Source organism: Fictibacillus sp. WQ 8-8 (assembly GCF_024494405.1).
Classification (GTDB): Bacteria; Bacillota; Bacilli; order Bacillales; family Fictibacillaceae; genus Fictibacillus_C; species Fictibacillus_C marinisediminis.
In genome coordinates this window covers 197,855-218,022 of sequence record NZ_JAMXKG010000003.1, presented here as the reverse complement: position 1 = coordinate 218,022, position 20,168 = coordinate 197,855, and the positions used below count along the sequence as shown (strand labels likewise).

Below are 20,168 nucleotides of genomic sequence, written 5' to 3'. Positions count from 1 at the left end.
GAATCAATCCCGCTGCCCAAAAAGGTACAGATGATGCTCCATTCTCAGCCAGTGCTGGCACACTGACTGGAGCCAGCAGCAAGCCAAGGTTTTGACACGAGAAAATTAATCCGTAATGATGTCCTGCCTCTCTTCCTTTCTGAAACACGCTCAATATCCAGACTAGCCAGACAGATCGCCAGAAAAAATCCAAATAGACAGCGGCTGGCCGTGAACAGAACGATCGTTGAACTTGCTCCCTGGATGATGATTGAGATGAGTACCATTGCCCCCGAAATCATATACATTCTCTGCAAGTTTTCTGATTTCATCTTTTTCATTACAGGCAGGGCAGCCAATGTCATAACGCTTGGCAAAAGGAACAAGAACGAGCTCTCCCAGTAGGAGCTTCCATATGCTGCTTCGGTATATACGGTAAACAATGGCCTGATTAAAGCAACCGCAAAATGCAATGTAAAAACCGTAATAGCAAGCTTGATCAAGAAATGAAGATCTCCTCTTTTCCTGGCAGAACGTGCTGAGGATGAGAAGGGAGCTGCCTTGGAAAAAACAGCAAGGCAAATGATGGCCTGCAGCAGATCCAATCCGCCGATCCACCAGAATACAGCAAGCGGATTTTGAAGCTGGATCAGCCATGAACTGGCCAAAGCAGCTCCCGCCGCGGCACATTGCGTTAGACAGTGGTAGTTTGCAGTAACTGCTTTTTGATCTTGAGCCGATTGAATCAAGAGCGTATACAAAAGCAGATAGCTGCTCTTAAAGAGAAGCAGCACCAATGACCACATCATAAATTGAATTTCATTCGATGATATCGCCATCATGCCGCATGATATAGCAGTTCCGGCCTGTCCTATGAGCAGCAGTCTCCTGCTCTCCACTATTTTGGAGAGCCAACCCCATAGAGGTGATGCTGCAACAACTGCCAGACGGCACATGAAAAGGTATATTCCTGTAAAATGAAGGTCAGTAACTCCAAACACCTTTTGAAAAAATTGTGGATAGAACGGCGAAAACAGCACTTCAGTAAAGACGAACAGAAACACACAGGAGTATAAAGCAATCCGTGCTAACGGAGTAAAGCAACGCATCGCTCTCCACCTTGAAAGCTTTGAAAAACGTTCTTTTTTGATACTGGATACAAAGTCTCCTGTGCCATCTCATTCAGGATGACCGCATTCCGGTAAGCTCCAAGTCCGAGATCAGGTGCACCGACTCCATGTGTATGCATCTCGCCGTTTTGAATAAAGATCTCATTTTTCGTTAGCAGATGTGTCTTTAGACGGTAATTTCTCTCGATCCGAAACCTTCCTTGCTCATCCCACTCAATGTACTCCTCTAAGCTCTTAAAAAAAGAAGGGATAGCCGGCTTATAACCTGTCGCAAAAATGACAACATCTGATTCCAGCTCGAAGGTAACTTCTGTCATCCAATGTCTGCAATGGAGCACGTGAGATGAACCCTGCTGCTCTATTCCTGTCACCTCAGTCATCGATTGAAGCAGGAAATTCGGAGACTGGCTCCCCACCGATTTTTCATACATTAGATCATAGATCTCTCCAATGGTCTCTGCACTGATGCCCTTATACAGAAGGTCCTGCTCAAGCAGAAGCCTGTCCTTTTTCTCCTGAGAGAGTTGATAGAAAAAGTCGATATAATCAGGAGAAAAATATTCGAGGCCAAGCTTGGAATATTCCATAGGAAAGAACCCCCTGGACCGTGTCAGCCAGTTCAGCCGGGAATTATTGCAGTCCATATCCCGTGCAAGATCTAAAAAGATTTCTGCCGCACTCTGTCCCGATCCAACCACCGTCACAGAACGTGCGTTAAGACATTCCTCTTTTTTCTTTAAATACTCGGCGGAATGAAAGACTCGTTTCCATGCCGGCTCCTCTGAATAAGCAGGAAGATGTGGCCTCGTGCCGATGCCGAGCACCAAATGCCGTGCTAGATACGTTTCAAGCTCACCACTCGTCTCATTTCGAACATGAACTTCATAGAGGAAACCATCCTCAAAACCAAATGGAAGTACATCTTCCACCTTCATGCCGAACCGGCAGGAATCCAATTGCTCGGCTGCCCACTGGCAGTAATGGTTATATTCGTTCCTTGGGATATGGAACTTCTCAAGAAAGTAAAAATGATACAGCCGCTCATGCTGCTGAAGATAGGAAAGGAAGCTGTACTTGTTCGTTGCGTCTGCCATACTGACGAGGTCCGCCAGGAAAGGCACCTGCAAGGTTGTTCCGTTGATCAGCATCCCTTCATGCCAAAGAAATTCACTTTTTTGCTCAAAGAATACACAATCCAGCCCTGAACCTTCGGCAAGAGCTGCCAACCCTAAGTTAAAGGGACCTATACCGATTCCGACAGCATCATAAATGGGTCTGGAGCCAATGTTTGTCTTCATATTTCCACCTCCTATGAAACTCATTCCTGTCACAGAACATCAACAGTGCTGTCTTATCAGGGAGCGTGACCGGATGGACAGGATTGAACCCGCACTTTTCAAACACATGAATCATCTTTTTGTTGCGGATATCCGGTTCAGCAATCACCTTTGCAGTGTTCGGTTCATGGAACTGGTATCTCACCATCGCTTTGATCATCGAAAGTGAATATCCCTTTCCTAAGCAGTCTTTTTCACCGATCAAAAGATGAACACCCTGGTCGTAGGGATCTGCCTCGTACACTTCTTCAACCACATCCCCCTTGACCCAATAGCTTTCCCAATAGCTAACTGCCCTGTCGTTTAAGGAGCCGATATACAGCTTTTGATGCTCATCTTGAAGAGCGCTTAGCAGATGCTGATCGTACTGTTCTTTTGGGCCGTTCAGCTTCCAATACGGAATGACATGCTCTTCATTCATCCACTGATGAAGCAGCTCAGCATCTCCGTTGAAATCAACGCGCCGGAAAGAGATCTTGTTCTTTAGCTCATCATCAAAGGTTTCATAACTATACTCCATAAATAATGCCTTCCTTTTGAAAAATAGGATTCTCCACGTTTACGTAAACAGATTGATCTTCAAGCGAACCGACCAGCTCATCTTTATCGTATAGCCTCGTCAGAAGATTGGCCTTGCAGGGAAGCTCTTGCTCGTCCAGCAGACTTTTGAGCAGTGAGCTTGAGAGTTCTGCTGATTTGGCATGCTTCATGAGAGAAATCCTCAACTGTCCCAAAAGCTTCTTTTCATCCGCCAATCCCGCGGTTCCAAATCCGTTGATCAGCCCAAACAGATGATTAAAAAAGAGATAATACCTGAGCCTTTCATTCGCTACCTCATCTGAACATATCGTTTCACTTTTTCCGCTGAGGCCTGGAAGGAGGTCCCTCAACTCATGTGCCTTCGATTCAGCATAGTAATACCCTTGGTTGTCCCTATAGTAGAAGGCTGCAGGGTAACCATCCTGGAGCTGGATAATAGAGTTCTGCTGGTGCGCTTCCAATGCCAGTCCATAATTTTCATACAGCCAGAGCATCGGTTCAAGAGACAGTGACAGATAACGTTGAAACCAATCCTCGCTGACCTCCTGCACACTTCTGTTTTCTTCGTCCGCTAAGGATTTTATAATCGTATACAGTCTGTTTTCTCCTCCATAAGGATGGTCCTGGCAGAGTCCTGCAATCAGACTGATATTTTTCTCATTGCAATAAAATGGATTCTCCCGGATGACAACTTCAAATCCGGATTCTTTTTCTCCCGTATTTATATTCAAGCAGGCAGGATCTCTAACGATCTGAAACGCCGGAAACCTCTCTTTCAGCTTTTCTCCGATTTCTGTTTGTAATAGACGAGAGACCTCTACTCCTCTTTCAAGCTCTTTGGGCTTATTAGCTCTATGCGAATTTGTAATTTTTACAGGTACAGAGAACTTAAACATGTACCGGGATGCTTTGTTGTATACCGTACGCAACGATGAAGTGGGAGTAAAAGGAATACCCGCCTCCCCAATATCTATTATTTTCTTTTGTTTCATCAGTTGTTGAACAGCTGGCCGTTTTACAAGCTCTCTTGCCTGGAGCGGATGAGCAGGAACAAGGCAGAAATCTTTATCCATGCAATGCTCCATCACAAAATTATGAGAAACGGCAGGATCGTCAAGAATCATAGTTCTAACGATCTCTTCAGCAGACATGACGGCTGATGATTCTTGAAGGACAAGGGAACGATGAACTTTAAAATAGTGAAGCAGAAATTCCCCTTCTAATTCAGGCGTGTAAATTCGCTCTTCCCAAGGTGACATGCCCTGTTTGCTTTTGGGTGTTGGATGCATGAGGTGTCCGAGTATAAGAGATTGTTCTGCTTCAATAAATGTAAAGTCCTTCTCTGTCAGTTTCCCCGCATCTTTCATCCGTTTTTGGATGTACTCCTTCATGCTCTGGCAGCTCATAATGACCCTTAGAACGAGCTCATCTTCTGCATCTTCTCTTCCTTGCTGAAGGAGGAGTTCTTTTGAAATGAGAGAAACCAGGCTCAGGTAATCCGCAGGAATAGGCTTGCCTCCTCCCTTTGTCTGAAAAATGATCGGAAATGAAAACAGGTGCCTTCCTGTCGGTGACCAGTACTTTACTGGAATAAGAAGGTCGATGTTTTGATGATGCAATGTACTGATCAATGGTTGATCTTCCGGTTTTCCTTTAACTTTTGTCTCACGCAAATAACAGTTAAGAAAGCTTTGTATGGTGGCTTGCTCTGCAAGCAGCTTGCTGTTCACTACAGATGCCCTCCGTTTCTATGTAATGACTCTCCTAATTCTTCGATCTCATGAAGCATTTCCTTGATATCTTCTATCGATGTTCTTGGATTGAGCAGTGTAAATTTCAGGCAGACCCGGCCTTTATGAACCGTTTTTGCGAGCACTGCTTTTCCGCTATGCAGCATCGCTCTATGAATCTCCCTGTTTAGCTCGCAATTATCTTTTACGGCCGGGTGTTCATACCGAAAAACGATCGCATTCAATTCTGGAAGGGGATTGATCACCGTAAAGACACTTAACTTCTGCATTTGCTTTGACGTTTGATGAGCCAGCTCTATTGTATGGTCAACCATCTCACCAAACTGCTTTATACCGACTGAACGTAAGGACATAAACAGCTTCAACGCGTCAAATCTTCTCGTGGTTTGCACAGATTTATTTACAAGATGCCGCAAGCCTTCCTGTTCGTCCTCTTCAGGATTCAGATAATCTGCATGACAGTTAAGATAGTTGAAATTTCGTTTATCCTTCAGAAAAAACGCCCCGCAGCTGATCGGCTGATAGAACAGCTTATGGAAGTCTGCCGTGACCGAATCCGCCCTCTCAATTCCTTGAAATTTATAAAACCCATTCTTGCTTAGCAGCAGTGCTCCCCCATAGGCAGCATCGACATGAAACCAAAGACCGTTTGTTCTGGCGGCATCAGCCATTTCATTGAGCGGATCAATGCTTCCAAAATCGGTCGTCCCGCATGTTCCTACTAAAGCGAACGGCAGCAGATTCTCAGATTTCAAGTTTCTCAGTTTTTGTTCCAAGTCTGTAAGAGACAAGCGGCAGGAGCTGTCCGTCTCTACTTGAATGACAGCTTCCTCCCCTAGCCCGAGCTGTGACGCCGATTTCTTCACAGTAAAATGGGCTTCTTTTGAACAGAGAATCCTAAGCTTGCCAGCACGGGGGGGAAGCCCTTTCTTTTGGACATTCCAATTCCATTGTTTATCGCAGAAAGCGTCCCTTGCCAGAAGCAAACCCATATAGTTGGATTGTGTCCCTCCACTTGTAAACGTGCCGTCAGCTCTGCTCTCCATCCCAAGTCTGCGGCAGAGCCATTGAATCAGCTCCTCCTCAAGATAGGTCGCCGCAGAACTCTGATCCCATGAATCCATTGATTGATTGGATGCACTGATGACCATTTCTGCAGCGAGTGCAGGTATGAGGGGCGGGCAATGGAGGTGGGCAATGCATGCTTTGTGATTGACATGAATGCTGTGCAAAAGCATTTTCTCCACATCTTTCAAGACTTCTTGCAGGTCTTCCCCTCCCTCTGTGGCCATTCTCATCCCCTTGATCATCTCTTCAATTGAAGCAGCGCTTTCTCCGCAATATGTATCCTTCATCACACGTATTGTGTCTGCTATCATTTTTTTCGTGTCATCAACAGCTTGGAGATACGCTTGCTGGCCACTGATTTTTTCGTGGATAAATAGACGGTCAAAGGCATCTTCAAGTGTTGATTCAGGTAACGTTTTTTTATTTATAGCCGATAGCATGCTTCTGACTACTTCCTTCCCGCAGCAGCTTCGATCGCCTGGGTAAAGATATCCGTTATATCCCGCACTTGATCTTCTGTAATAATCAACGGAGGCAGGAATCGGACAACGCTGCCATGGCGCCCGCCTACTTCAAGAATTAATCCACGGTTAAAGCACTCCCTTTGAATGGCACTGGCTAAGGATGGATGAGCAGGATGGCTGCCGCTGTTTGCTTTCTTGCCTTTTGGATTTACAATTTCAGCTCCGATCATCAAGCCTCTGCCCCTGATTTCTCCGATTTCAGGATACTTCTGCTGAATGCTGGCAAGCTTTGAAACGAACAGATCGCCCATTTTTTCAGCATGTTCAGCTAAGTTATTCTCCTTGATATACCGCAAGGAAGCCATTCCAGCAGCCATTGCCATCTGATTGCCCCTGAAGGTTCCGATATGCGCACCCGGAGACCATTGATCAAGCTCTTTATCATATACAACAACCGAAAGCGGCAAGCTGCCACCTATCGCTTTTGAGAGAACCAATACATCTGGAGTGATGCCTGCGTGTTCAAATGCAAATAATTTCCCTGTTCTTCCGATTCCAGTCTGAACCTCATCGATGATCAGCGGGATGCCTCTTTCTTCTGTGATCCTTCTCATTTCCTTTAACCACTCGATAGGAGCTGGAATGCTTCCTCCTTCACCCTGAACGATCTCCAAGATCATCGCTGCTGGAGGAAGAACACCGCTTTCCGGATCGTCCAACAAATTTTCAATGTATTGGGAACTGATGCGCTGGCTTTCTTCTCCGCCAACGCCAAATGGGCAGCGATAGGTGTATGGATACGGCAAAAAGTGAACATCCGGCATTAACCCTCTCACTTTCTCCTTAGGACCCAGATTACCGCTCAATGCCATCGTACCGTGTGTTGAGCCATGGTACCCCCCCTGGAAGGAAAGAATGCTCTGTCTGCCGGTTGCTGTTTTGCATAGTTTTACCGCTGCTTCAATCGCATCGCCTCCGGTTGGTCCGCAAAATTGGATTTTGGCTCTTTTCGCAAAGTCACCCGGCAGGCTATCAAAAAGTTCTGTTACGAAATCTTCTTTTATTGGTGTTGTCAGATCGAGCGTGTGCAAAGGCCGCTTGTCCCGGATAACCTGTTCAATCGCCTCGATCACGACAGGATGATTATGTCCGAGTGCCAGAGTCCCTGCTCCGGCAAGGCAATCATAGTATTTCTTTTCATCTGCGTCTTTTACAAAAATGCCTTCCGCTTCCTCGATTGCAATTGGAATTCTGCGGGGATAGGACCTGGCATTTGACTCCCGGTGTTCCTGCTGTTGAAGAAAAATATCATTCCTGGACAGTTGCTTAGTCGCCATCTATAAAAACTCCTTTTTCTAATTGATAATGATTTTCATTACTATTTACAAGACTAACTCTAAATGAAAACCATTCTCATCGTCAATCATACTTGAGAACCATTCTCACTTAATTCTAAAATTTATTCTTCTCAGTCGGTCCAGGCTTTCAATACTTGTAAAATCCCGGCATATCAGTACTTTCAAAGTCATTCTTACTTTTATAAAAAAAAAACTTAATCCTGAAACGGAAATGGTTCTTTTGACCTATTAAGATTGTTTCTTCTAAAATAAATGCATCGAATTTTGTCGTATGATGTCGCGTATAAACGGTTTGAACATAAATGATGGGATTTTGAACATAAATCCGTATTTTTGAACAATAATCCTGTAAATTTGAAAATAAAAAAATGTCGTTACGATTTTTTCAGGTGTAAGGGACTAGTCTGGCGCTCATACCTCAGCAAAAGATCTTGAAGAAGCCAAAATACCCCACTGAATCATCTGGCTAAGGACCACAGCATGAAAATTTACTCAAAATCCTTCATTTTTTCATAAAAAATGACCATGTTGCTTCCCAATTGAATGGTTGTCCTAAAATATCCTGATTTCGCACAGCCATTACAAAAAAAAGAGGCGTTTTCTCATCACACCCCTTTAGCATGATAAGAAACTCCTCTTCTTTATGGTTATTGTCTATTTTCAACTTTCTCCTGCAGCTGTTTGATCAGCTGTTCCACTTCTATAAAACCGGAAGATTCCTCTCCATATTTCCTGGCATTTACACCCTGGCGTTTTATCTCTTCATCTCCGACAACTAAAATAAAGGGTGTCTTCTGTAATTGTGCTTCTCTGATTTTATAGCCCAGCTTTTCTTCTCTCACATCAGCTTCTACTCTTATTCCTGCAGATTTCAATCTCTGAACCACATCCTCTGCATAGGGCTGGTGATGCAATAATGACACAGGTAGAACCTTAACCTGGATCGGTGCCAGCCATAATGGAAACGCACCTGCATAATGTTCTATCAGAATTCCTAAAAAACGGTCAATTGAACCGAGAATCGCGCGATGAATAACGACCGGACGCTGTTTTTCATTCTTTTCATCAATATAATGCAGATCAAACTTTTCAGGCATCTGGAAATCCAGCTGCACTGTCGCGCACTGATGGCTTCTGTTTATGGCATCCCGGATATGAAAATCAATCTTCGGACCGTAGAATGCACCATCACCTTCATTGATCCTGTAATTCAATCCGGCTTTCTTCAGAACATTTTCAAGGGCATTCTCTGCCTTTTCCCAAAGCCTCTCATCCCCCATCGAATCCTCTGGACGAGTAGAGAGTTCAACCTCGAATTGAAATCCAAAAGTTCGGTACACCTCACCCACGACATCAAGCACTGACTCTAATTCGCTTTCAATTTGATCCGGTGCAACGAAGATATGGGCATCATCCTGGCAAAATGTTCTTACACGCAGCAGCCCGTTCAGCGCTCCGCTGAATTCATGCCGGTGCACCTGGCCGAATTCTGCGAGTCTTAAGGGAAGATCCCGGTACGACCTGCGTTTGTTTTTATAGATGAGCATATGCCCTGGACAGTTCATCGGCTTTAATGCAAAACCAGCCTGATCCACTTGTGAGAAATACATATTTTCCTTGTAATGATCCCAATGGCCCGATTGCTCCCACAGCCGCTGATTCAGCATAAGCGGTGTCCTTACTTCTTCAAAGGAGTGACTCATCTGAAATTCCCTCAAAAATCGTTCCAGTTCATTTCTTAACAACTGGCCCTTTGGCAGGAAAAATGGCATTCCAGGAGCCTCTTCAGAAAACATAAACAGATCAAGCTCTTTTCCGAGTTTGCGGTGATCTCGCTTTGCTGCTTCTTCAAGAAAGAGAAGATGCTCTTCGAGTTCCTTTTTTGAGGAAAAAGCAACTCCATAGATCCGCTGCAGCATTTGATTCTCCGAATCGCCCCGCCAGTAGGCTCCAGATACAGAAGTTAACTTAAATGCTTTAATAAGGCCAGTTGAAGGAAGATGCGGTCCTCGGCAAAGGTCCATAAACTCTCCCTGTTTATAAAATGTAATCTCTTCATCATCAGGGATATTGTTGAGCAATTCCAGCTTTAAAAGATCCCCTTTTCCACGCCAGTATTCCTCTGCCTCTCCCCTTGAAACCTCAATCCGTTCAATCTTTTTATTCTCTTTGATTATCTTGTTCATCTCTGCTTCAATGGCAGGTAGATCTTCAAGTCTGATCGAAACCGGCACATCCATGTCATAGTAAAACCCATTCTCAATGACCGGCCCCACTCCAAGTTTTACATTGTCATATAGCCGCTGAACAGCCTGAGCTAGGACATGTGCAGCGCTATGCCTCATGATGTTGATTCCCTCATAGGAATCAAGTGTTAAAATCTCTACGGCCGCGGCCCTCTCTATAGTGAAGCTCAGGTCGTAAAGGACATTGTCTATCCTTCCTGCTGCAGCCTTCTTTTTAAGACCAGGACTGATTGAAGCCGCAATTTCATCCATTGATACACCATACGGGTATTTTTTTTCGGAACCATCGGGAAATTGAATGCTGATCTGATTTTCTTTCATCTTATAACCCTCCAATTTAGTTTTTGAATAACAAAAAGCACACCCATCCCTAATCTAGGGACGAGCGTGCTTATGCCCGTGGTTCCACCCTGGTTCCCGCCATAATTGCAATTGACGGCTCCATTCGCTGTAACGCAGCTCATGCGGAATGGGCTAATGGAATCCAGTTTCACCCATTCAGCTCCCAGGCGGTAAATCACTCTCCTGTGTTAGGAAGTTCTCAGCTTTCCTTCCCTCTCTGTATAACCGGTTTGAGTCATTCTTGTCCTGTTCACAGCTATTTTCTATTTCGGGAAAGGAAAAAGAAAAAACGCACCCATCCCCGGCAATAGGGACGAGTGCGTTTTACCCGTGGTTCCACCCAGATTCCCATCAAGAGGTTTTACAACGAATAGTGCTTTAACGCAGCGGCTGCGGTATAGGCTAGTCTTATTTCACCGATACAGCTCATGGATGGTAAGCGATTCTCCTGCGTTGGGAAGTTCTCAGCACCCTTCCTCTCTGTGCAACCGGCCAGAATCACTCATGTTCCTTTCAAAGCTTTTCATAACGTTCAGTTTTATTAAGATAGAATATACAGTATTATCCACATTGATACAATCTTTTTTTTGAAAAATTATAATTTCTTTCGATGAATGATGGCTGGGCCGCCAGCCTCTCCTACGATCAAAAGGTCAGCCATATTTAAGAACAGCCCATGTTCCACTACGCCTGTGATCCCATCGAGCCAAGAAGCGGTTTTTTCAGGATGTTTGATACTTTCCATTTTTAAATCAATCACATAATGTCCGCTGTCTGTTATAAAATAGGCATCTTCCTTTTTTCGAAAAGACGGTTGGAGCCCTTCTTTTTCAAACAGACGGAAAACCTGATGAGATCCGAATGGCAGCACCTCTACTGGCAGGGGAAATGTACCGAGTGACTCAACCCGTTTAGCGGAATCAACGATCCATATGATTTTGGAAGAGATGCTCGCTACTACTTTTTCATACAGCAGGGCGCCACCTCCTCCTTTTATCCCATTCAATTCAGCATCTACTTCATCTGCTCCATCAATGGTAAGGTCGATTTGATCGATTTCATTAATGGAGATAAGCGGTATATTAAGTGACTCTGCCAATTTTGTTGTGGAATCTGAAGTGGATACTCCCTTAATCTGAAGTCCTTCTTTTACCCGCTCCCCCAGTTTTTGAAGCATAAAATAGACAGTAGATCCTGTCCCAAGGCCAATTGTCATTCCTTCTTCTATGAAATCAGCAGCTTTTTCGCCTGCCATCTGTTTTTCGTTCATCATTGTTTTCTCCTTTAGAACTCTGGGTATCTTATTTCATACTACCCTTTTTGTTCTTCGATTACGCGAACAAGTATAAGAATAAATGTAAAATGGGTAAAATTAAAAGATTACAACTTTCTTTTTTTTCAGGGTTTCATACTTTATCATTCAAAATTAATTCTTGGCGGTGAATCATGTTAACTTCATTGAAACGATTTTTAATCGGACGTCCGTTAAAATCTAACGAGGCCGGAGAACATAAATTGAATAAGTTGAAAGCGCTGGCAATTCTTTCATCTGACGCGCTCTCCTCTGTTGCTTACGGAACTGAGCAGATTCTCTTGGTACTCGTAACATTTGGGACGGTCGCCTTCTGGTATTCCCTGCCTATCGCAATTGGAGTCCTTGTACTATTACTGGCACTTATATTATCTTACCGGCAGATTATCTTTTCCTATCCTCACGGCGGTGGAGCCTATGTCGTTTCTAAAGAAAACCTGGGAGTCAATTATGGTCTGGTTGCCGGGGGATCTTTACTCGTTGATTACATATTAACCGTAGCTGTTAGCGTATCTGCAGGAACAGACGCCATCACTTCAGCATTTCCTGCCCTCCATGCGCATAACGTCGTGATTGCCGTAGTGCTCGTTATTCTCATTACGATTTTAAATCTTAGAGGCTTAACGGAGTCGGCGAGTATTTTGGCCTACCCGGTTTACCTCTTTGTTGTGGCCCTTATCATTATGATCGGGGTCGGTCTGTACCATATTGCAACCGGAGGTGTTCCGGTATCTGCACACACGCCTGTCGGTACACCGGTTGCTGGCCTGACGCTGTTCCTGCTTCTCAGAGCTTTCGCTTCTGGATGTTCTGCTCTTACTGGAGTTGAAGCAATCTCTAATGCTATTCCGAACTTTAAGGAGCCCCAGCCGAATAATGCTGCCAAAACGCTGATCATGATGGGATCATTATTAGCTGTTTTATTTACTGGAGTTACCTTCCTTGCTTATTGGTATGGCATCGCACCTAAAGTAGAGGAAACCGTTGTATCACAAATTGCTGCTGAAACGTTCGGCCGTAACTATATGTATTATTTTATCCAGGGAACAACCGCACTAATTCTAGTCCTTGCAGCCAATACTGGTTACTCAGCGTTCCCTCTTCTCGCTTATAACCTGGCGGCAGATAAATTCATGCCGAGAATGTACACGATGCGTGGAGACCGCCTCGGTTATTCAAATGGAATCATTACGCTCGGCATCGGTTCTATCATTCTGATTGTTGCGTTCAGAGGGCAGACTGAGAACTTGATTCCCTTATATGCCGTAGGGGTATTCATTCCATTTACCTTGTCACAAACCGGTATGATCTTAAAGTGGCTTAGAGAAAAACCAAAGGGCTGGATTTCAAAACTAACGGCCAATCTGATCGGTGCCTTGATCACACTGACCGTTCTCATCATCTTTTTTGTCACTAAATTTACTCAAGTCTGGTCCGTTCTGATCTTCTTGCCGTTAATTATCCTACTGTTCCACCGGATCCATCGCCATTATAAGGACGTCGGTGACCAGCTTCGCCTGGAATCAGAACATCCGCCTCTCGCCATCGAAGGAAATGTTATCATTGTTCCGGTTGCCGGGATGACTCGGGTGGTTGAAAACTCACTTAATTACGCTAGAACCCTCTCTGACCAGGTCATTGCCGTTTATGTAGCCTTTGACCGACAGGAGGAAAGACAATTTGAAGAGAAATGGGAGGAGTGGCAGCCGGACATCCGTCTCGTCACACTGCACTCACAATACCGGAGCATTATACAGCCGCTCACCAAATTTATCGATACTGCCCAACACAAGGCAAAAGAATCGAACTATTGGGTGACGGTGTTGATTCCGCAATTCATTACGAAAAAAAATTGGCACAACATTCTTCATAACCAGTCAAGTTTGCTCATCAGAGCTTATCTTCTGTATAAAAGAAATGTGGTTGTTACTACTGTTCCATATCGATTTAAAAAATAAGAAAAGGATGGCCAGCTTTCTGTCTGGGCATCCTTTTTTTATGTTATCAGTGTTCTACATTTTGAATTCAATTTTCCCGGTCTCTTTATTGAGGGTAAGGGCGGCCGCAAACGGTTTGCCCTGCTTGCTTTTAAACCCTTTTAACTTGGTGGTTTCGCCCTTTTCCAACAGGCGTTTCACCTGAGCTGCCGATAGCTTTTTCCGTGCGATCTTGCCGGAAATGGAAAACTTGCACCCTTCTTTATAACCGCTGCATCCATAGAAGTCATTTCGCTTAATATAGATGATTTCTTTTCCGCAGTACGGACATTTACCGATGGGTTCTGCAGTTTTAGACAACGGAATATTCTCTACCTTCCAGCTTGCAGCACCGGCAATGGCATCGCTGATCACTTTTTCTGTCATTTTGCGGGTCAGCTCCATAAACTGTTTCGCATCTGCTTTTCCTCTTCCAATCTCACGGAGCCGCTGCTCCCAAACCGCAGTTGTTTCAGCAGATGTCAAAATGGATTCTTCACCGATCGCGGCAATTAATCCCTTCGCTTTTTCGGTCGCAAATACTTGGTTTTTTTCTACTCTGATGTAATCCAGCTCTTCAATTTTTTTTATGATGCTGCTTCGTGTCGCCTCAGTGCCAAGACCTTGAACTTGTTCGAGCACCTTGCTCAGCTCTTCATCCTCAATCGTTTTGCCGGCTGTTTTCATGAGGGTGACGAGACTTCCGAGCGTGTAGCGTTTAGGCGGCTGTGTTTTTCCTTCCCGGATTGCAATGTTCTCCACTCTTCCTTTGTCGGCTTCAGTTAGATCCGGAAGAAGGGTGTTTTCATCGTCCTCTTTTTTATCTTCTTTCTTTTTGTTTTCAAAAAGGACCTTGCGCCATCCTTCCTGTACGATGACTTTTCCTTTTGACATGAATTCATCCCGCTCATTTACTTTTGTAACGATTGTAGTGGTATCCATAATCGCCTTATCATAGTGGGCAGCAATCACGCTCCTCACAATCAGATCGTATATGTTCCGCTCATCTCGGCTTAACTTTACAGGATTAGCCACGTTTTCCGTTGGAATGATGGCATAGTGATCAGATACTTTCGCAGCATTTACAAAACGCGGATTCCCTATGAGAGATCGCTTGGGTGAAGGAAGCAGATGTTTATATTCCTCAAGGTCACCCAGCTGCTTCAATATGCCCGGCATCATTTTCGCCTCTTCTTCAGTGATATACGGGCTATCCGATCTTGGATAACTGACCACTTTTTTTAAATAGAGATCACTTGTAATGTTCAGTGTTCTTTCCGGGGAGTACTTATACACTTGATTCGCTTTAGCTTGGAGAGCAGAAAGATTAAACAGCATCGGCGGATGGAATTCTTTTCTCTCCTTTTTTATGCTTTCCACGGAACTAGACTGATTTTCAGTCCGCTTTTTTATGTCCTCTGCCAGATCTTTCGTTTTGAGGCGGCTGCTGTTTTTATCATGCCATTTTCCGCTGTACTTCTTTCCATTCACATCAAATGAACCGATCACTTCAAAGAAAGGTTCCGGCTTAAACTTCTCGATCTCATGTTCGCGTTTAACAACTAGCGCGACTGTCGGTGTCATGACTCTTCCTGTCGGAAATGTCTCTCTAATTCCTTTTTTCTGCATTAAAAGTGTGTAGGCTCTCGTCGTATTCAACCCGACAAGCCAGTCGGCACAGGCTCTGGAATAGGCTTCAAAAAAGACCGGGAGTGTTTCCTGGCCTTCTTTCAGGTTTTTGAATCCATCCAAGACTGCTTTTTTTGTTAATGATGAGATCCATAAGCGCTTTACCGGTTTTCTGCAGTTCATATTGAGGAGAAGAGATTTGTAGATAAGTTCTCCTTCACGACCCGCATCGGTCGCACCGATGATTTCAGTAACTCCGGGTTCAAAAGCCAGCTTTTTAATCGTTTGAAATTGATCCCATTTAGAGGGAGAAACTTTATACCTGAAACGGTCCGGCATCATCGGCAGCGTTTCAAGTTTCCATTTTTCCCATTCCGGTTTATAGTCCTTGGGCGGCACCAGTTCCAGAAGATGGCCGACACACCATGTTAAATAGGCTCCTTCAGGAAAAAATTCCTGAGGAGGAATCTCATAATATCTTTTTAGTTTCTTAACCTTAGAAAAAGGCCCTGCAAGAGCTTGGGCCTGTGATGGTTTTTCAGCGATAATAAGTTTCATGGTTCACTCCTTGAAGCAGACATATATTCGTCATTATGCTTCATTTAATCCATAGATTCGAACATTTGTACTCTTTTTTATTATACCATTTTACTTTCATGAATAAAATGTTCTTACAGACTCGTCTCCCTGCTCTGTGCAAAAAGGTTCTGCTCTTCATACAAATAAAAAATGTAATCGGTAGACACACCTGCCCCGTCCATCTGTCTGAGCATGGCGGTAAGATTTCCTCTATGGTAGGTTCCATGATTGACAACATGCAGAATAAAATCCTGCAGCGGCGCCTTAGCTTCCCCGAATTTCGGATGCGAAATCGTGATCACCTGAAGTGGATCTTCTATCCCGTTTAAATACAGCTTATAGCTGCTGGATACTTCCATAAATAATTTCTCAATTTCAATCAATGATACGCCTTCCAGCCTCTTATTCCATTCATTCAGCGAGTGGATCGTTTCTTCGTATGTTCTTCCAGAAATCGTCCATAGCCAGATCAGATCCGTTTTCAGCATGTGGACCAATGTATCCATCAAGCTTGGAAACACACTTTTTATTTCTTGCTTCATCCGTTCTTCTGGCAGCTTCTTTAATTGTTCAAACCATTTCTTGTTGGCCCAGAGATGATAGTCCATCCATTTTGATGCTTGATTTTCCATATATTAAATCTCCTTTTATCATGGATTATTTTCATAGTAGTCCTTCGATATGACAATGAGATCTTCCTGCAACCCTGCCCTTTCTTCTTAAAACAAGGAAAATCTCTTCGGAAAGAAGAATAATCTAAATAAGGACACTACAGCTTGGAGGAACAACTCATGGCAGAGAAACAGACACAAAAGAGAATCCGATTACGAGAATTACGAAAAACCGACTGGAAGGATGTACATGCGTACGCTTCTCAGGAGAGCACATGCCGCTTTCAGCCGTGGGGCCCAAATGCCGAGGAAGATACGCTGGAATTCATATGCCAGGTTATAAAAGATACAAAGCATAACCCCAGGTCTCGCTATGCTTTTGCGATCATTGAAGAAAAAGATGAAAAACTGATCGGAGTGGCAGAACTGAACATCAGGGATTTCACTAACAAAATCGGAGAGATCGGCTATGTCATCCATCCAGATTATTGGGGCCGAGGCTACGCAACCGAGGCGGGCGGACTTCTCCTCCACTTGGGTTATACCGTGCTGCGTCTTCATCGAATCTATGCAACGTGCCACCCTGACAATGAAGGGTCAGCAAGAGTTCTCGAAAAATTAGGAATGACAAAAGAAGGTGTACTGAGAGAAGATCTAAAGATGGGAAGTGGATGGCGGAACTCGCTGCTCTTCAGTATTTTGGAGCATGAATGGACGGGTATGCCATAACGTTATGTGGTGTGTTCTTGAATAAACTCCTTTATCTCATACTCTCACTTGTACTGATCATACTGTTTTCAGCCCTGTGAGAAAGTGCAGCACCTAAAGTGCCTCTTACTGAAAATGCCAAAATCGCCCGGGATTATTTAAAAGAAAAAAAGTATAAACTTGTGCAATACTGAAGCTTTTGTCATAAGAATCATCCGCTGGACCATTGAAAAGACAGCGGAAATCAATTAGATGGCAAAACGAGAGTAAACGTCTTTATCATTGGAGGAAAAGTGGCTGGCGGCTCTTCTTTACCATCCATTCCAAAAGATAACGCATTGGCGGGCGGATACTGGTCACTGGATGGCAGAACAGACTAAAAAACCAGCAAGAAAATTTTCACATGCTGGTTTTTTGTTTTATGCAATTGTTATGGTTGCTTCGAGCTCCACTTCGACATTTCCTTGTATGGCTCTTGTGATCATGCATGAAGTTTCTGCTTTTTCAGCCAGTCTTTTGGCGAGCTGCTGATCTGCATGTGTCGCCCCAGTTTTTAAAACAATAACAGGGCGATGTATGATTTTCTTATACGTGATCACACCTTTTGTTACATCCACGACCCCAACTGAATCCATCGTAAGGCTTTCTTTATCCAGGCTGCTTCTATCCATCATGGCAGCAAGAGTAATAATATAACAGGTTGCTGCTGCACCAAGCAGCATTTCATCAGGATTGGTACCCACTCCTGGCCCATCCATTTCAGGAGGAATCGAGATTTTCATTTTCAGGTTCCCTGTTTCAATTTCACCTACATCATTTCGCAAACCAGGCCAGTTGGCTTTTAAATGAAAGGTATGTTCAGCCATATGATCAGCTCCTTATCTTGTTCTCCACTCTTATTGTAACCATCCTAGACCATTCACTCACTTAATCTGCCCTGAAAGACAAATAAAAAGAATTAATTATACCTTCTTCCCTGATTTTCAGTATAATGATAGAATAGTATCTTTTTACATATTCACAGTTTATTCTGTTAATAACAGAAAATGTTGAAGGAGAAAAGAAGACATGGCTATTCTTATGGTAGATGATAATTCCGTAAATCTATTTGTTATAGAAAAAATATTAAAAGGTGCCGGTTATGAGAATACGGTTTCGCTTTCATCCGCCAGCCAATTGTTTGATTACCTTGAAATGGGGAATCCCCACCCGAAAAAAAGTGATGTAGACTTGATTCTATTGGACATCATGATGCCTGAGATCGACGGAATTGAAGCCTGCAGACGTATTCAAGAGATTGAAAGGCTAAAAGATATTCCCATCATTTTCATCACCGCCCTTGAAGATACTAACAAACTTGCCGAAGCGCTTGATGTGGGCGGAATGGACTATATCACAAAACCGATCAATAAAGTTGAACTGCTAGCCCGTATACGGGTGGCGCTAAGGTTGAAGTATGAAAAAGACTGGCATATCGAGCAGGAAAAGAAGATCAGGGATGAGCTCGACCTTGCCATGCAGGTTCAGAGAAGTCTGTTAAATCCTCCGCTTCAGCAAGAAAATATCCAGATTAACGTCTCCCATCTTCCCTCATTTAAGCTTGCGGGTGACATGTACTACTGGCATCGCTTTAGTGAGCACCGGTATGGTGTCATCCTGCTGGATATGATGGGGCATGGGATTTCCTCCTCACTTGTATGCATGTACATTTCCTCTGTAATGAGAGATGCCATCAAGATGATTGAAGACCCGGAACTGGTAATTAAAGAGCTGAATCGCTATATGGCGCTGCTTTATAATCAAAAGAACTTCTATAATTACTATTTTACGTGCATTTATTTGGTCATTGATACAAAGAGCAAAACCGTAGAATATGTGAATGCAGGACATCCTCCTGGATTTGTACTCATTGATGGTGCTGAGCAATGCCTGCTTGAACGCGGCAGCTGTGCCGTAGGTTTCTTTGATCAATTGGAAGTGGAAAAATCAACGATCCATTTTGAAAAGGATATCCAGCTTCTTCTTTTTACTGACGGTGTTATTGAAGCGAACAAGGATGAGAATCTCTTACTCGATAAACTGCAGTTTATCGCTTCTCAAAAATGGAACCAAACCATCACGTCCCCCATTCATATGGTCATACCGGAAGAAGAGCTGGTGAACCAGCAGGACGACATGTGCATTCTAATGATTCAGGCAGCAGCCAGTAAAGTTCCTTCTGTCATTTAACATTTCAATAAAAAGCTAAAGACGGGCGATCAATTCGCCCGTCTTTTTTAATCTAGTTTTCTATATATTTTTTCAGCTGCATCAAACTCAGTATAGTATGGAGTCTTTTCGGAAAAGCGAAGAGATTCTTTGTTGCCGAGTCCAAGGAAGCCACTTGGACATAGACTCTCATAGAACAACCCTTGCACTTGATTTTGAAGTTCACTTGTAAAATAAATCAATACATTACGGCAAATAATGACATGAAACTCATTAAAGGAAGAATCGGTGACGAGATTATGCTGAGCAAAAATAATATTGCGTAAAAGGGAAGGATGGAAATAGGCAAAATGCTCATCGGCCGCATAATACTCTGAAAATGCCTCTTTTCCACCTGCCTGCATGTAGTTCTTTGTATAGGTCTGCATCTTTAGCAGAGAAAATGTTCCCTGCTTTGCCTTCTCCAGTACTTTTTCATTCATATCTGTAGCATAGATTGTGGTTTTATCGGCCAAGCCCTCTTCCTCAAGCAATATCGCCATTGAATAGACTTCTTCACCCGTAGCACAGCCCGCATGCCATATACGAATCTCGGGCATTTTCCTTAACTCAGGAACCACACGTTGCCGGAAGGCCTTGAAAAATTCGGGATCACGGAACATTTCAGTTACATTGATTGAAAAATCGTTGAGCAATTTTTCGAGAAAACCCTTTTCATGGATAACTTTCTCGAGCAGTCTCGTTATCGTTGGAATTCGTTCCATACGCATTCGGTTCTGGATCCGGCGGATAATAGATGATCTCATATATTTTCTGAAATCAAAACCGGAAAGCCGATAGATCGCTTCTAAAAGGAGATCGGCCTCCATGTTTTCCACGAATCCAATTTCAAGTTCTTCTTCACTTGCAATAATTTGATCATTCATCATC

General features: G+C 43.7%; 15 protein-coding genes and 1 other annotated feature. Of the genes, 3 read left to right on the top strand and 12 right to left on the bottom strand.

Annotated elements, in window-relative coordinates:
• Nucleotides 1-44 precede the first annotated feature (44 nt).
• The 8 genes from M1K46_RS06395 to rpiA form a co-directional block, all read right to left on the bottom strand.
• The gene (locus tag M1K46_RS06395; protein ID WP_256225406.1) at nucleotides 45-1,088 is read right to left on the bottom strand and encodes an MFS transporter; all 1,044 of its coding nucleotides are present in this window, start codon (nucleotides 1,086-1,088) and stop codon (nucleotides 45-47) included.
• Nucleotides 1,067-2,407, bottom strand: coding sequence for a lysine N(6)-hydroxylase/L-ornithine N(5)-oxygenase family protein (locus M1K46_RS06390; protein ID WP_256225405.1), 1,341 nt, complete (start codon nucleotides 2,405-2,407; stop codon nucleotides 1,067-1,069). The genes M1K46_RS06395 and M1K46_RS06390 overlap by 22 nt, the downstream gene beginning before the upstream one ends.
• Complete coding sequence (locus M1K46_RS06385) at nucleotides 2,373-2,966, bottom strand: GNAT family N-acetyltransferase (RefSeq protein WP_256225404.1); 594 nt, start codon at nucleotides 2,964-2,966, stop codon at nucleotides 2,373-2,375. Before M1K46_RS06385 ends, M1K46_RS06390 begins: the two co-directional genes overlap by 35 nt.
• A complete protein-coding gene (locus M1K46_RS06380) occupies nucleotides 2,956-4,716 on the bottom strand; it encodes an IucA/IucC family protein (protein ID WP_256225403.1) in 1,761 nt (586 codons plus the stop codon). The genes M1K46_RS06385 and M1K46_RS06380 overlap by 11 nt, the downstream gene beginning before the upstream one ends.
• Complete coding sequence (locus tag M1K46_RS06375) at nucleotides 4,716-6,245, bottom strand: pyridoxal phosphate-dependent decarboxylase family protein (protein ID WP_256225402.1); 1,530 nt, start codon at nucleotides 6,243-6,245, stop codon at nucleotides 4,716-4,718. Before M1K46_RS06375 ends, M1K46_RS06380 begins: the two co-directional genes overlap by 1 nt.
• Nucleotides 6,246-6,253: 8 nt before the next feature.
• Entirely contained in the window at nucleotides 6,254-7,606 is a 1,353-nt protein-coding gene (locus tag M1K46_RS06370; RefSeq protein WP_256225401.1) for an aspartate aminotransferase family protein, read from the bottom strand.
• 668 nt (nucleotides 7,607-8,274) lie between these two features.
• Nucleotides 8,275-10,194 carry a threonine--tRNA ligase gene (thrS, locus tag M1K46_RS06365; RefSeq protein ID WP_256225399.1) on the bottom strand — a complete coding sequence of 640 codons (1,920 nt, stop codon included), beginning with the start codon at nucleotides 10,192-10,194 and terminating at the stop codon, nucleotides 8,275-8,277.
• Nucleotides 10,195-10,247: 53 nt separating this feature from the next.
• Nucleotides 10,248-10,478 (bottom strand) — a binding site (T-box leader).
• Between the two features lie 332 nt (nucleotides 10,479-10,810).
• On the bottom strand, nucleotides 10,811-11,485 hold the full coding sequence (gene rpiA, locus M1K46_RS06360; protein ID WP_256225398.1) for a ribose-5-phosphate isomerase RpiA: 675 nt from the start codon (nucleotides 11,483-11,485) through the stop codon (nucleotides 10,811-10,813).
• A gap of 176 nt (nucleotides 11,486-11,661) precedes the next feature.
• On the opposite strand from rpiA, the gene M1K46_RS06355 reads away from it, so the two are divergent.
• Nucleotides 11,662-13,485 carry an APC family permease gene (locus tag M1K46_RS06355; protein WP_062239796.1) on the top strand — a complete coding sequence of 608 codons (1,824 nt, stop codon included), beginning with the start codon at nucleotides 11,662-11,664 and terminating at the stop codon, nucleotides 13,483-13,485.
• Between the two features lie 54 nt (nucleotides 13,486-13,539).
• Here M1K46_RS06355 and M1K46_RS06350 read toward each other — a convergent pair whose 3' ends face one another.
• The gene (locus M1K46_RS06350) at nucleotides 13,540-15,690 is read right to left on the bottom strand and encodes a type IA DNA topoisomerase (RefSeq protein ID WP_256225397.1); all 2,151 of its coding nucleotides are present in this window, start codon (nucleotides 15,688-15,690) and stop codon (nucleotides 13,540-13,542) included.
• A 113-nt stretch (nucleotides 15,691-15,803) separates the two neighbouring features.
• Nucleotides 15,804-16,343, bottom strand: a complete 540-nt coding sequence (locus M1K46_RS06345) for a DinB family protein (RefSeq protein WP_256225396.1) — start codon at nucleotides 16,341-16,343, stop codon at nucleotides 15,804-15,806.
• A 159-nt stretch (nucleotides 16,344-16,502) separates the two neighbouring features.
• Here M1K46_RS06345 and M1K46_RS06340 point away from each other — a divergent pair, with 159 nt between their 5' ends.
• The gene (locus M1K46_RS06340) at nucleotides 16,503-17,051 is read left to right on the top strand and encodes a GNAT family N-acetyltransferase (protein ID WP_053354993.1); all 549 of its coding nucleotides are present in this window, start codon (nucleotides 16,503-16,505) and stop codon (nucleotides 17,049-17,051) included.
• Between the two features lie 398 nt (nucleotides 17,052-17,449).
• Here M1K46_RS06340 and M1K46_RS06335 read toward each other — a convergent pair whose 3' ends face one another.
• Nucleotides 17,450-17,896 carry an OsmC family protein gene (locus tag M1K46_RS06335; RefSeq protein ID WP_053354994.1) on the bottom strand — a complete coding sequence of 149 codons (447 nt, stop codon included), beginning with the start codon at nucleotides 17,894-17,896 and terminating at the stop codon, nucleotides 17,450-17,452.
• Between the two features lie 202 nt (nucleotides 17,897-18,098).
• Between M1K46_RS06335 and M1K46_RS06330 the strand changes: the two genes are divergently transcribed.
• Nucleotides 18,099-19,259 (top strand): SpoIIE family protein phosphatase, encoded by a 1,161-nt coding sequence (locus tag M1K46_RS06330; RefSeq protein WP_256225395.1) that lies wholly within the window; start codon nucleotides 18,099-18,101, stop codon nucleotides 19,257-19,259.
• 47 nt (nucleotides 19,260-19,306) lie between these two features.
• Here M1K46_RS06330 and M1K46_RS06325 read toward each other — a convergent pair whose 3' ends face one another.
• Nucleotides 19,307-20,164, bottom strand: a complete 858-nt coding sequence (locus M1K46_RS06325) for a CheR family methyltransferase (protein ID WP_256225832.1) — start codon at nucleotides 20,162-20,164, stop codon at nucleotides 19,307-19,309.
• Nucleotides 20,165-20,168: the final 4 nt, after the last annotated feature.